The organism is Actinoplanes sp. NPDC051859 (assembly GCF_044452725.1).
Taxonomy (GTDB): domain Bacteria; phylum Actinomycetota; class Actinomycetes; order Mycobacteriales; family Micromonosporaceae; genus Actinoplanes.
The window spans coordinates 1-13,120 of the sequence record NZ_JBITBX010000030.1; the positions used below are offsets into that span (position 1 = coordinate 1).

Genomic DNA, 13,120 nt, shown 5'->3' on the forward strand with positions numbered 1-13,120 from the left:
CGCTTCTGCTCTGCAGAGCTAACGTCACCGCTACGCGGGACGAAACCCGTTGCGTAGCAACGGATGCGGGAGCCAACCGCGCGCAATCCCTTACGTACCAACGATTTTTTGACCGTCCACAACAGAATCCCTTACGTACCAACGGTTTTCGGGTTTAAGTCTGTAGTGGATTGCTGGGGTGAATTTCTCTGCGTCCGTCCACTGTGGACTACGCTTGAAATCCCTTACGTACCAACGATTTTTGACCGTGTCTACATGCGACACTGAAAACCGTTGGTACGTAAGGGATTCATGAAATTGCGATCCGAACACCAATTCGAATGCGGTGCTCGGATCGCAATTCTGCACCATTAGATAATGTCCGGACCGGACCCGTGATCCCGGATCTTCAATGTTCCTCCGAGAATGCGCCTATCATCCTTTGCTCGCTGCCCGGAATACGCCCCGAGAATAGCGTCGGAATAGAGCTGTTCGGCTTCATCGAGCGAGCCCATCTCGATCAGATCGGCCACTTCGTCCAGCGCGGTCCGCAGGTTTCCATCGACGTGCACGGTCCCGACCTTACGCTTTCCCTGCGGCTTTCCGTCGTACTCGACCTCGATGTCTCCAATCGTGAGGGCCTGAGCATTCCGCAGCGAGTCGGCTGCCAGGCGGCCGTGCTCGGCACCCCTCCTGACCTGCTCACTTCGGGTGCTAGCGGGCGCCTGGTCGCCCTTGAGCCACTTCTGTGCGGTCCGCATCGATACGCCGAACTTGTCGGCCAGCTCCCGCGAGGCTCGCCGCCCGTGGGCGGCCCGAAATGATCCGATGGCTTCCGAGACGGTTCCCGCCGCGCCTAGCTTTTCCCGAATGACGTCACGGAAATTCATGGCTGTTCTCCCTTGCGCTCACGGACGGCGGCATTGATCGAGTCGCGGAGTAGGTACGCGCTTTCTGCCGCGTGCGCTTCCACGATTTCCGGGGTGACCGTGCACCACTTCTGAAAGCGGAATTTGCCGGGCTGGGTGAACGGCTTACCATTCTTGTCGACAGGTACGAGACCGGGAATTTCGGCCGGTGCTTCCGGGGTGACGTGCCACACCGCGTCACGGCACATCCCGAGCGCCCGGTTGACCGGCTTGGCCCCCTCGCGGATGGCTTTCGCCACGTCGGAATCCTTTGTGCCGTAAGGGAATCCGTACGTGGCGCGGTCGAGGTTGCGGAGGGCGTTCATGTCGGCCAGGGCGATCGTCTGATCAGACCAGTCCTTACGCATGGTGCCCGTACGGTTGTACTTCCTTGACCGCATCATCCCGCCCAAAAACGCGGCGTAGACCTCTTTTACCGCTGCCAGCGCGTACACGCTCGGCAGGTCGGTACGGCCCCGAAGGTCTCTGAGAGCGTTGGCAAATCCACCCGCCCAGACTGCCAGGCGTCGGCCTTTTTGGGGCCACACAACGGCCTCCGCCACGTTCAGGGCTACTCCGCGCTGATCGAGGTAAGCAGCGACCGGCGTCGGAAGCGCGGCTCCCTCCTTCACGTCACGGAACGCGGGGTGCGCGTAGTCGAGATCCGCGCCGAGAATCAGGTAGCCGGGGAGTTTCAGCAGGCCAGAGTAGCTACGAGGGGCGACGTAGTGTGCGGGCTCCCCGTCTCCCAGCTCGACGGATCGGGCCGCCGCGAGGAACTGAGCATGAACGTCTGAGCAGGTCAGACCCATACCGACGTCCAAAACGGCGCCGGGATCGACCCATCCGAGCGACCGGAAGCACGTCCCGCCGGTCGAGATGGTCTCGACCAGCTCGGATTCGCACTGCACGGGCTGGGGCATGGCGCCGTGCTGGGCGACCAGGCGGGAGTAGGCGGCTACGCCGACCTGCCCGGGGTAGCTGACGAACCTCAGGTCGTTCGTGACCCGGTGCCACACGTCCAGGGCGGCGGGGAGCTGGTCGACGTCCAGGTCGGCGCCGAATCGGTCGGCCAGGGCTCGGCCGAAGTTCGCCAGTTCCTCATCCGGCGTCAGCACCGGTTCAGAAGCCGCCTCAGCGGCCCGCTGAGCGCCCGAAGCGGCTTCACCCATACCCGAGGTACCCCCCGGGGCTTCCGTCGCGTCTGCGGCCTTCTCGGCGGGTCGACACGGTCCGCCGTGCTGCGGTTCCCCATCGACGCGGACCTTGGTCAGCTCCCCACACCGGGCACAGGGCGCCAGCTCGGGCACGACCGTCACGATCCCCGGCTTGTCACCTTCGGTAACCGCCTCCTGCGCACGCGTCATAACCTCTGCCCCCGAAATGTGGGAACTGTGGGAACATCCCTGGTCAGACGTGGGAACAGAAGTGGGAACCGATGTGGGAACACCGGGGTCCTCGGGGTGGGAACAGGCGGGAACACCCTCGGCTTCCTTCCCCTCATTGTCACTTTCCGTGAACATCCCCCGGAGGACGTAGGCCCGGGAAAGCCTGCCCCCGACCCGGATGCGGCGGGCCAGGTGCCGCCCGTCGTCCTGGGGGATCAGCAGCCCCCGCCGCCGCAACTCCCGCAGCGCGATACCGGGATCAGTGATCTCGGCCGACTCGATCGCGGCCCGCAGCCGCTTGTCGATCACGGCGACGTCTCCGGGGTGCTGGTCGTCGGAGAGGTCCCACCCGTAGATCGTTCGGGCGATGCTGGCATTGCCTTCCAGGGCGGCCATGTACGTCTTGCGGCTCGGCCAGCAGTCCGGCTCGGCGGCCATGCTGGCGACCAGCGCCGACAGCAGCCGATCCCCGGGGCGGGTCCCCCGTTCGGCCAGGTCAGCCGCCAGTTCGGCCAGCAACACGCGGGCCGCGTCCACGGCCCCGACCTTGAACTCCGGGCAGTCGGCCAGGTCGGCCAGCAGGTGCACCCCGGCTACCCCCGTCGCCAGATGTTCGGCCAGGCGCCGCACCACCCCGCCAGCAGGGAGCCCGATCGCGTCCAGGTGCTCAGCGGCGGTCTTGCCGAACGCCTCAGGCTCCGGGCCGCGCTCGGCCACGGCGACCAGGCCGTGCCCGTGCGCGGCCCGCGCCAGGCGCCGGACCTCGTCGGCGTGCTCCGCGTCCAGGGTGAGTCCCCCGGCTACCTCGATCACCCGCGCCGCGATGCCCTCGTTGCTGATCCGCCCGACGATGCCCTCATTGCCCGACGAGATCAGCGCCCCACGCCACTCCCCCTTGGCCTCGCGGTACTCCTGCTCCCGGGTCGAGGCGTCACGCTGGGCGCCTTCGAGCACGGAGAACACCAGGGCTTCCAGCTCCTTCGGGCCGAGCCCGGACGAACCCAGCTCGTCACGGAAGCCCGTGATGCAGGCCATCGACTGCAACCACACGCCCGGCCCTTGCTTGGTGGTGTTCCACTTCAAGACCACTTTGCGGGGCCGCCCGAAGATCGCCGCCGCCGCGCTCATCGCGGAGGTCTTGCCCTCGGACGACGCGCCCGGCAGGTGCACCATGAACGACTGCGCGTCGCCCAGCTGGTCGACGTAGAGCCCTGCCACGGCGAGGCCCATCACCAGGGCCAACCGAGGTGAGCGGGCCGCCTGCCGCAGCAGTGCTCGCCAGTCGGCGTCATCCCCGGCGATCTCGCCGTACCCGGCGGGCAGGACGTCGACGGGCGGCAGGATCAGCCGGCCATTCGCCCAGTGGGGCCGCATCGGGGTCAGCTCCATGGTGCTGGCCTGCGCATCCACGATGTTGTGCAGCACCTCGCGCACGTTGCGCGAGCCGACCCCGGCGACCGCCGGGAAGCGGTGCCACACCTTGCCGTCGGCCACCTCGGAGACCGGCACGGTCGCAGCCAGCGCGCCGACCCGCACGGTGACACGCCGACTGCTGACGGCGCCCCGGCTGTCGAACGCGACTAGGTGCCGCTCGACCACGGGACACCAGGTCAACACGGCGCGTGAGTCTGACCAGACCCCGGCTCCGGGCAGGTAGGACCACCCCGGCGACCCGGGGACCCGGAGGCGGGAGTCATCGCCTGAGCTGGTCTTTTGCGCGGGCACGGTCACCGCGGCTTGCTGGCTGTCCCGACGACTCATGGAGTCGTCTCCGCCCGGATGATGGTGTGCGCACCCGGTGGTTGGGTACGCTGAGTGCACGCAAACAACGTGCGCCTCCTCTCTCGCTCAGAGGGCGCTGCTCGTGGGGGGCCGGTGCTACCAACACCGGCCCTTCCTGCTGTTCAGGGACCGTACGCCCGGCTCGTCGCCCTGTGGGGGCAGCGCGCCGGGCGCACACCTTTCAATGCAATCCGTCCTGATCTCTGCCGACCCGGGCCACGATCAGCCGTACGTACTGGAAGTCGACCGGCTCCATGATCACGGAGTACATGCGGCCCTCGGTGTCGCCCATGGCCCGCTCCAACCCCGCGATTTCCAGGACCGCGCCGCCGGGGTGGTACTGCTGTAGCAGGGCCAGCAGCAGGCCATGCGACATGTCGCCCGCGTCGAGCTGCCCGAGACTGTCAGGGACGTCCATCGTGGTCTCCCAGGTCGTTGTCGTCGGCGCCGCAACACGGGCAGACCGCCCCGGCCGCGTCGGTGGGCTCGCAGACACACGAGCAGGTGAGGCAGCCGCCGTCATGGTCACAGGGGCACGTGCAGGTGGTGGGCTTGCTGGATCGGCCGAGCTGCCAGAACGGCACCTGGACCATGCCGCCGATCGTCTCGGCCACGTGCCCGAAGAGGCCGGAGGCGGCGAGCAGCCGCGCCGGGCCGCTGCCGATCAGGATCCCGTCCATCTCGCTCGCACGGGCGACCAGCTCGGCTTCGGCGAACCGGTCGGCGGGCACCCGCTGTCCCGGCGCCAGGGCGGCAGCCTCACGCCGTAGCGCGGCGGCGTACTCGCGGGCGACCAGCGCGGCCTGTTCGTGGCGCTGCGCCCACACCCTCGCGTCGATGTGGCCGCCTCCGGCCCGGCCGGGCAGGACGGAGGCGACATCACGGGCGTCCCGCAACAGCGTGTTCGCGCCGTCGTCGCACCGCTCGGCCAGGGCCAGTAGCCGGGCGCGGGCCTCGCTCATCGGGGCGCCACCACGAACTCGTGCTCCCCGTGCGGACCCGGCTGCCCGCAGTCGGCTTCGAAGACCGGCGAGGGGGAGCCGAAGCACGTGCGGCTAGTCGCCGGGGGCGCCGCCACGAACTCGTGCTCGCCGTGCGGACCCGGCTGCCCGCAGTCCGCCTCCATGCCAGCGGACGGGGAGCCGTAGCACCTGGACCCCGTCGCCGGGGCGTCGGCGGCGCGGGTGGTGACCATGCGCCCCGCGTAGTTGCGGAAGGTGCTGATCTTGTCGCCCGCGTAGTTGACCACCGCGTACGGGGTGGACGGGTCGCCGTGCCCGTCGATGGTCTCGACCTCGGCCGGGTCCATCTGGGTCTCGGTGAACTCGGTCCCGTCCCAGTGCACGTACACGTAGCGGGTGGAGTCCGGGTCGCCCTCGGCGGCGCGCTCCCGGAGGTCGTCATCTCCGTCCACCCGGGTCACGGTGCCGGTGTGCACTTCGGGTGTCCACTTGCGGGTCTGTACGCGGGTGCCCGCCTTGATCGCCTGCTGGCCGTTCATGTGCAGATCCTCCCGGTGTGTGTGCGACCGATCGTGACTGCTCACTGTCACGCTGTACAAGGCCACACTAGTCCGAATGCATACTTGTATACAAGTCTGTTCGCCCGCTAATCTGCCCGTACGCTCACCCGCATCGACACAGGGAGCCCGTGATGCCGACCGCGATACTCGCGAACAACAAGGGTGGAGTGGGAAAGTCCGCATTGACCTGCGCCCTTGCGGCGGCACTGGCCCAACGGGGCCACCGAGTGTGGGCCGTGGACATGGACCCTCAGGCCAACCTCTCGCGCCGCCTCGGCGTGGAGACCGAAGACCCCGACCACCCGATCCCCACCCTGGCCGAGGCCCTCAAATCCGCCGAACGGGGATGCGCGGCGGACATCGTCGTGCCCTGTGGTTGGGACGACCCGACCGCCGAGCGGATCTCGCTTTTGCCGGCCAGATTCGACCTGGAAAACCGGGTCGCGGAAGCGGGCACGGTCGGTGCCTCCCTGCGCCTGTCGAAGGTCATGCAGGGGCTCGACTCGCCCGACGACTGGGTGCTCATCGACTGCCCGCCGAGCCTCGGGCACCTGACCCAAATGGCGATGGTCGCGGGTGGTCAACCGAGCCGGAGGGGCCGCGTCCTGATCGTGGTGGAGCCCGAGTTCGACGCCCTGAGAGGGGCGGTGCGCGTGCACTCCTTCGTGCAGTCCAGCGCGGCGGACCTCGGTGTTCCGGGCCTCACCGTGGCGGGCGTGGTGCTGAACCGCATCAGGTCTACTGCTACACATGCATACAACGTGACAGAGGTGGAGACCCGGTTCGGGCCGCTGATGTGGCCGCCCTACCTGCCGCTGTGGACCGCCATGTCCGACGCGAACAACGACGCCGTCCCCCTGCACACCCTCCCTGGCGAGCACGCCCGAGAGCTGACCACGCGGGTCTCCGCGTTGGCCGATCGAATGGAGTCACAGTCATGACCCCGAAGAACCGTCGCCCCTCCCTCTCGGCGAACCCCGAGCCGATCGTGACGGCCGCCGCCGGGACCACGGCGGCGGCGGCCGGGCCGACGTCCACGTTGTCGCTGCGGGTGCCCACCGACCTCTACGAGACGGTCCAGAAGGAGATCCGGCGCTTGCACTACGAGCAGGGCGCCGCCAAGGGGGCGATCGCAACGGCCCTGCTCACAACCGCCCTGGCGCACATGGACGAGGTGCACGCGCACTTGTCCGTGAAGTGAGGGGTGGACACCGAGAGGAAGCTACTCGTATGCTTGTATACAAGTATAGTTGCTGCGACCGAATGGAGAGGACACAGTGACTCACCCGAACACCCACCCCGAGATCGTGGTGCAGCCCATGGACGCCGAAGTCCTGGCGGGCCTGCGCACGCTCACTGCACGCGTGCAGTACGCGTGTGATCGACAGCCCCGCCCGGTCACCACGGCGGGAGTGCGGGCCTGGCTGGACGCCTACGGCTACCCCACCAAGACCGACACGAAAGACCAGCGCACGTACGTCTCCCGCGTGGTCAACGACTGGCGCCGCGAGCACGGCCTCAGCGACACCGCCGATCAGGTCGCCCTCACTCCCGAGCGGCTGGCCGAGCTGGACGAGATCGCGGCCCGCACCGCCGAGCCCACCCCGGCACCCGAGCCCGTCGAGACCCCCGCTCAGCAGCCGTCCGAGCTGGTCGAGGACTCCGCCATGGCCGACCCCGAACCGGCCGCGCCCGCTTCCAAGCCCGACTCGGACAAGGCACGCGGCACCGGCCCGTTCTACGCCGTCGCCCTGGTCGCGTCCCTGATCAGTCTCGACACCGGGTTCCGGTTCTTCGGCGAGAAGATGGGCATCACCGCCGACATCGAGCGGTACGCCCTGTGCGGGATCGTCGAGCTGACCCTGATCGCCTGCGGCTACGCCATGCGCCAGTCCGCCCGCCGGACCACCACTCCCGGCCCGGCCCAGCTCGTCGCCATCGCGTTCTGCGGCGTGGCCGCCTTCATGGCGATCAACCTCGGCGGACCGGTCGCGGGCACGGTCCGCGCCGCTCTCGGCCCGGTGCTGGCCCTGGTCGCCCTGCACCTGGCCCTGGGCATCGAGGTGCACGTCCGGCACGGCGAGGGCACCGGCGCCCTGGCCCGGGTCCGCCGGGAACTCCGCGAGCGGATGCTGTCGCGTCTCGGCCTGGCCGACGACGGCCGCCCCGCCCTGGTCCGCACTCGAGACCGCGCCGCCGACCGGGCTGCACGCCTGGCCGCTGCGAAGCGGGCACCGTTCCGCCGCGCCCGCCTGGCCCGCGCCATCCGGGCCTCGCACGTGGCTCTAGACACCCGCCAGCGCGACCGGATGCTGGCTCAGGTCGCCGCTCAGCGGTCCGTCGATGACCTGGTCAACCTGCCCGTGACCTCCCCATGGAGGCCCTGACCTGCACCACTAGCTAGATCCACAACTCCATAAGCGTCCGGGGGCGGGCGGGTTCTCTAGGCCAACGCCCGTCCCCGGACTCCCAGTAGGCGAATGGAGCGCCCGCCGGGACCCACCACGCGATAGGAGCGCACGGTGAGCACTGAAATCCTGCCGTACCCCGACCAGGGCGACGGCACCGACACCCCGACCCCCGCCCCCACCCCGGCCGAGATCTCCGCCGCCCTGGGCGTGCTCGGCGCCGAGCAGATCGCCCCCGGCGTCTGGACCGCCGAGCTGTCGATCGGCGTGACGATCCGGATCACGGACCCCGCCGTCCGCGCCGCCCTGACCGGGGGTGCGCGATGAGCGACGAACTGGCCGTGCGGGTCGTACCCCGCAGCTTCGTCGGCACCTATGGGCAGGTCAGCGACGTCCTGGAACGCGCCACCCGGCAGGGACGGCTGATCTCGTCGTCGCCCATCCACGCGGTCGGCCCGGACGAGTACCGCGTCGAGCTGATCATCGTCATGCCCGACTACCCGCCCGCCCCGCCCGCTCAGCGGCCCGCACAGCGCCGAACGGCACCCCGCCGGTACACAGTGGCCCTGCTGGCGATCCTGGCCGCCCTGGGCGCTCTCGTGGCCCTGGGCGCGCTGATCGTGGCCCTCATCGACTGGGTGCTCGCACACGCCGTGGTCCTGGTCGCGGTCGCGGCCGGGCTCGCTGTGCTGGCCCTGGTCCTCGGGACCCTCGCCTCCCACTCGGGCCGCTGCGGCGGCCTGCACTGCTCGGGATGTGGTCACCGATGACCGCCGCCCGCTTCGCCGCCGTGTTCGTCGCGCTGTACGTCGCGCACCAGCTGGCCGACCACTGGGTGCAGACCCAGCACCAGGCCGACTGCAAGGGTCGTCCGGGCTGGCCCGGCCGCCTGGCCTGTGCCGCCCACGTCGCCACCTACACCCTGACCGCCGTCGCCGCGCTGGCCGCATTGCCGCTGGTCCTGGGCCTGCACCTGTCCCTGGGGCGCGTGGCCGGCGGACTCGCCGTCAGCGCGCTCACCCACTACATCGCGGACCGGCGTACCCCGCTTCGCCGCCTGGCCGAGCTGGTCGGCGCGGGTCGCTTCTACGTCCTGGGCACGCCCCGGCCCGGCCGGGACGACAACCCGTCGCTCGGCACCGGGGCGTATGCCCTCGACCAGTCCTTCCACTACCTGTGGCTGTTCGTCGCCGCCCTGATCATCGGGGGTGGGCAGTGACCGCCACCGACGCCCGCCGGATCAAGGCCGGAGACACCGCCTTCCTCACCCCGAAGACCCTGACGGCCTGCTGGGACGTGTTCTGCGAACCCCGCGTACTGGTCGAGTCCGGCCCGGAAAACGGCACCTATCAGGTGCTCCTTCCGGACGGCCGCAGCATCCGGGTCAGCGAGTCCGACGTCGTGCGCCGCCGCCCCGAGCGCACCGAGCGCCAGGCCCGACCCCGGCCCCGCCCGCAGTTCGACGGCGCGGAAGAGGTGCCGCTGTGGTGATCGACAGGCGTAAGTTGCTCGCAGTGATCAGCAACAATGGATCTAGTAACCGGGGGAGGGTCGTCATGTTGGTGTCGTACCTGGTCGGCGCGCTGGGGTTCCTGATGATCGCCGCTGCAATCGCGGTGGTCGACGGTCCACTCGGCGCCGTCCTCGCCGTAGCCGGGATCGCCTGCACCTGGGTCCCCTTCGCCATGCTGCGCCGCCAGCGCCAGGGAGGTGACTCCCGTGGGTGAGATGGCCCGATACTTCCTGGTCAAGGGCACATACAAGGCGGTCACCGGCTCGATCAAACTCGGGTGGCGCTTCACCACCGGCGCCCCGATGGACGGGCGCCCCCGCACCGACGCCGGATGGTTCACCCGAGGGACCCGGCTGACTACCGCCGCCACCATGGGCCGCACCGTGGCCTGGTCGTACAAGCCCCGCGCCGAGCGTGCCGCCTGGCGCCTCGGCGGCACCGTGGGCGCCGGGCTGACCGCTGTGGGCGCCGTAGAAGCCCCGATGCTGACCGAGGCCACCCTGACCGGCGCCATGATGGGCGCGTCCGTCTACGCCGGTCACAAGGCCACCGGCGCCGTCATGGAGCACCCGCACCAACGTGACTGGGTGCGCCCGCTGGATGCCGTGCTGCGCACGATCATCCCCATCCCGGCCACGGTCGACGTCAAGAAATGGCTGCTCGTGCCGCGTGACTACTTCCGGCGAGAGGACGCGGAGATCGTGATCTCCCTGCCCGTCTCGTGGGAAGCATCGGCCGACATGCGCAAGCGCGTGCTGTCCGTGGTCGCGGACAAGCTGGGAATTCCCGACGCCACCGCGACCTGGCACCTGAAAGGCGCGGCCCCGTACGTCACCATTCGCCGCACCCCGGCCCCGCCGGAAAAGGTGTCGTTCGATGACGTCATGGCGCTCATGGCCGAACAGCCCGAATACGCCCCGCTGATCGGTGTCCGCGCGGGCCGCCGGGCCGTTGACTTCAACCTCAATGACGACTCCCCGCACGGCCTGGTCTCGATGGGCTCGGGCGCGGGTAAGTCGGCATTGGTGCGGCTGCTGATCGCGCAATTCCTGCACAACGGCTGCCAGGTCATCATCATCGACGCCAAGCGCATTTCGCAGGCATGGGCGCGGAACCTGCCGGGCGTCATCTACTGCCGCACCCCCGAGTCGGCACATCAGGTGCTACTCGATCTCGCCGAAGAAGTCGACCGCCGGTACGACGTGATTGACCAGTACGCCGACGACGACGGCGAAATGCCCGTGACCGAACTGCACCGGGTCGGCCCGCGCACCATTCTCGTGTTCGAGGAAATGAACGCGATGATGGCGAAACTGCAACGCTACTGGACGCGCGTCAAAGAAAAGGATGACCCGAAACTGTCCCCGGCGGTCGAGTCGTTCGCCGACATCATCAACATGGGCCGACAGGGATTGGTGCACTGCCTCGCGGTCGGCCAGCTTCTAACCGCCCGTGCCACCGGCGGCCCGGAAATTCGAGAGTCGTTCGGCACCCGCATTCTCGGCCGGTACACCATGAACGCGTGGAAAATGCTCGTACCCGAGGTGTATCCCATTCCGCGCGCCAGCAAAGTTCGGGGCCGCGTCCAGGTCGTCACGGCCGGGGTGGCGACCGAAACTCAGGTCGCATTCCTGACCTCCCGAGAGGCCCGCCAGTGGGCCAGCTCGGGCCAGGTGCAGGTGCCCGTCTCCTGGACCGGCTCGGGCCGCCAGGAGGCCGCTCAGACGGTCACGTCACGCACCGAACAGACCCCCGATCCCCTGGGCGAACGCACCGTGACAGTCACGGATCAAGAGGTGCCCGTGACGCCCGTCCAGGTCCGGCGCTACAGCCTGGCCGAGGCCGCCCGAGAGAAGATCATCCCCATGTCCGATGCCGCCCTGCGGCAGGCCAAACGGCGCGACGGAAACGAATTCCCGGCCGGATTTCAGGACGGAAAACGCGTCCTCTATACCGCCGAAGAACTGCAATCCTGGTACAACAACCGACCCCGAGCCACCGCCGACGCCGAATAAGGATGCGTACATGATGAAATGCTTCATCTGCGGAAAGCCTGCCACCCGGCGGGTAATCGTCTCGAAAGTCGATTCCGAAGCATTGCGGTATATCTGCTGCGACGATTGCGAACCGAGGCACATTCCGCAAGGAGATATCGTTTCGATCAAGACTGAACCGCTGAACTGACCTCCATTCCCTCATAGGCGAGCGGCCCCCGACTTCCCCCGTGGTCGGGGGCCGCTCCATGCCCGCTCACCGTGCCTGACCTGCACAAACGCCGAAAACGTGTAGGCGATGGTCGATCATGGGTCGTACGTTGATCGATATGGGGGAGATCAACGTCAAGCGCAAGTCAGGGCTCGGTGGCGGATTCGCGGTCGGGTGCCTGGTCGCCCTGCTGGTCGCCTGCGGATTGGGCGCCTCCGCCATCTGGGCAGCGTTCTCCCTGCTCGGCGGGGACGTCGAGGGCGAGACCACCCGCTCCGCGCTCGCCCCGGTCGTCCAGCTCGGCGTCGTGACCGCCCTGCTCGTGGCCGCCCACGGCCTGACGATCGCCTGGCAGGTCCACACCCACCCCGGCCGCCGCGCCCTGGCCCTCACGCAAGCCCCCTACGTGGCCGCGTACGCCGCGATCCCCGCCTGGTGGCACCTCGGGGAGTGGCCCGCCTGGTACATCGCCTGGGGGGCCGCTGGGCTGGCCGCACTCGGGTGGCTGCTGGTCTGGTACCTGCCCGCCCCGGGCGTGGCCCGCCGCGCCATGGTCTTCCTGGGCGCGGTACTCGGGTTGCTGCTGGTCAACGCGGGTGGCGTGCTGGCCGTGGCCTGGCGGCAGACCAACGGATTCGGACTAGCCGGCCAACCCGCACCCTGGACCGCAGTCGACTCCCTCACGTCCACTTCCTGCCTGAGCGACAACACATTCCATTGGAACGGCTCCCGGGTGGTCGAATCGCAATGCCCATCCGGCCCGAATGGCAATTACTACGCCGGGGAATACGATAAGGACGCATTCGACAACATCCTGTGCGACGAACAGCCCCGGCAGGCATTCGCCAAATGGTGGCAGTGGAATACGCAATACCAGGTGGAATTCCGGCTACGATTCGACATCGACAGCGCGACCGTTGACGGAAAGGCAATCGCCCCGCCGTATCCGTCCATCAAGAAAGGCGACACGGATTACCCCGCAGATATTCAGGGCCAGAATGCCACCGTGGTAACCACGCTGACAATCGAATCCGCCTCCCACCCCGGCGGGGTGGACCCCTATCGAATGGTGCCGGACAGCAAATCGGAAACCTGGACTGTCGAATTAAAGCCCGTTTCCCTGGGTGGCTGGAAAGTGTGTAGCATTGCTATTCAGAATCCCATTACCGCAACCTTCATTCCCGGGCAATAGCTGAAACCCTTGCGTAGCAAGGGAATCCGGGCCGCTGGTGTAGTATGGACACCATGCATAGTGGACACAGGCACGAAAACCGTTGGTACGTAAGGGTTTTCGTGCCCTCAGGCTCAAAAATCGTTGGTACATAAGGGTTTCAGCGTAACAGAATTCGAAAACCGTTGGTACGTAAGGGTTTCCGCCCGCGAAGCGGCGCGGGCAGCTCTGCGGAGCAGAAGCG

15 protein-coding genes are annotated in these 13,120 nt (G+C 68.2%); 10 read left to right on the plus strand and 5 right to left on the minus strand.

Features of this window, described 5'->3' with window-relative positions; all coding sequences use genetic code 11:
• Positions 1 to 350: 350 nt before the first annotated feature.
• The 5 genes from ACIA1L_RS33155 to ACIA1L_RS33175 form a co-directional block, all read right to left on the minus strand.
• Positions 351 to 869: a hypothetical protein gene (locus ACIA1L_RS33155; protein WP_396077027.1), complete on the minus strand. Its 519-nt coding sequence runs from the start codon at positions 867 to 869 to the stop codon at positions 351 to 353.
• Positions 866 to 4,036: a DUF927 domain-containing protein gene (locus ACIA1L_RS33160; protein WP_396077028.1), complete on the minus strand. Its 3,171-nt coding sequence runs from the start codon at positions 4,034 to 4,036 to the stop codon at positions 866 to 868. The genes ACIA1L_RS33155 and ACIA1L_RS33160 overlap by 4 nt, the downstream gene beginning before the upstream one ends.
• A 202-nt stretch (positions 4,037 to 4,238) precedes the next feature.
• Positions 4,239 to 4,475: a hypothetical protein gene (locus ACIA1L_RS33165; protein WP_396077029.1), complete on the minus strand. Its 237-nt coding sequence runs from the start codon at positions 4,473 to 4,475 to the stop codon at positions 4,239 to 4,241.
• Complete coding sequence (locus ACIA1L_RS33170) at positions 4,462 to 5,019, minus strand: hypothetical protein (protein WP_396077030.1); 558 nt, start codon at positions 5,017 to 5,019, stop codon at positions 4,462 to 4,464. Before ACIA1L_RS33170 ends, ACIA1L_RS33165 begins: the two co-directional genes overlap by 14 nt.
• Positions 5,016 to 5,558: a hypothetical protein gene (locus ACIA1L_RS33175; protein WP_396077031.1), complete on the minus strand. Its 543-nt coding sequence runs from the start codon at positions 5,556 to 5,558 to the stop codon at positions 5,016 to 5,018. The genes ACIA1L_RS33170 and ACIA1L_RS33175 overlap by 4 nt, the downstream gene beginning before the upstream one ends.
• 152 nt (positions 5,559 to 5,710) lie before the next feature.
• Between ACIA1L_RS33175 and ACIA1L_RS33180 the strand changes: the two genes are divergently transcribed.
• From ACIA1L_RS33180 to ACIA1L_RS33225, 10 genes are all read left to right on the plus strand, one after another.
• Positions 5,711 to 6,520 (plus strand): ParA family protein, encoded by an 810-nt coding sequence (locus ACIA1L_RS33180; RefSeq protein WP_396077032.1) that lies wholly within the window; start codon positions 5,711 to 5,713, stop codon positions 6,518 to 6,520.
• Positions 6,517 to 6,780 (plus strand): hypothetical protein, encoded by a 264-nt coding sequence (locus ACIA1L_RS33185; RefSeq protein ID WP_396077033.1) that lies wholly within the window; start codon positions 6,517 to 6,519, stop codon positions 6,778 to 6,780. The genes ACIA1L_RS33180 and ACIA1L_RS33185 overlap by 4 nt, the downstream gene beginning before the upstream one ends.
• 76 nt (positions 6,781 to 6,856) lie before the next feature.
• Positions 6,857 to 7,966 carry a hypothetical protein gene (locus ACIA1L_RS33190; protein ID WP_396077034.1) on the plus strand — a complete coding sequence of 370 codons (1,110 nt, stop codon included), beginning with the start codon at positions 6,857 to 6,859 and terminating at the stop codon, positions 7,964 to 7,966.
• A 135-nt stretch (positions 7,967 to 8,101) separates the two neighbouring features.
• Complete coding sequence (locus tag ACIA1L_RS33195; protein ID WP_396077035.1) at positions 8,102 to 8,314, plus strand: hypothetical protein; 213 nt, start codon at positions 8,102 to 8,104, stop codon at positions 8,312 to 8,314.
• On the plus strand, positions 8,311 to 8,757 hold the full coding sequence (locus ACIA1L_RS33200) for a hypothetical protein (protein ID WP_396077036.1): 447 nt from the start codon (positions 8,311 to 8,313) through the stop codon (positions 8,755 to 8,757). The genes ACIA1L_RS33195 and ACIA1L_RS33200 overlap by 4 nt, the downstream gene beginning before the upstream one ends.
• Positions 8,754 to 9,206 carry a DUF3307 domain-containing protein gene (locus ACIA1L_RS33205; RefSeq protein WP_396077037.1) on the plus strand — a complete coding sequence of 151 codons (453 nt, stop codon included), beginning with the start codon at positions 8,754 to 8,756 and terminating at the stop codon, positions 9,204 to 9,206. The genes ACIA1L_RS33200 and ACIA1L_RS33205 overlap by 4 nt, the downstream gene beginning before the upstream one ends.
• On the plus strand, positions 9,203 to 9,478 hold the full coding sequence (locus ACIA1L_RS33210; protein ID WP_396077038.1) for a hypothetical protein: 276 nt from the start codon (positions 9,203 to 9,205) through the stop codon (positions 9,476 to 9,478). The genes ACIA1L_RS33205 and ACIA1L_RS33210 overlap by 4 nt, the downstream gene beginning before the upstream one ends.
• Positions 9,479 to 9,543: 65 nt before the next feature.
• Complete coding sequence (locus tag ACIA1L_RS33215; protein ID WP_396077039.1) at positions 9,544 to 9,714, plus strand: hypothetical protein; 171 nt, start codon at positions 9,544 to 9,546, stop codon at positions 9,712 to 9,714.
• A gap of 1 nt (position 9,715) precedes the next feature.
• Positions 9,716 to 11,515, plus strand: a complete 1,800-nt coding sequence (locus tag ACIA1L_RS33220) for an FtsK/SpoIIIE domain-containing protein (protein WP_396077041.1) — start codon at positions 9,716 to 9,718, stop codon at positions 11,513 to 11,515.
• 308 nt (positions 11,516 to 11,823) lie between these two features.
• Positions 11,824 to 12,897 (plus strand): hypothetical protein, encoded by a 1,074-nt coding sequence (locus ACIA1L_RS33225; protein WP_396077040.1) that lies wholly within the window; start codon positions 11,824 to 11,826, stop codon positions 12,895 to 12,897.
• The last annotated feature ends 223 nt before the right edge of the window (positions 12,898 to 13,120 follow it).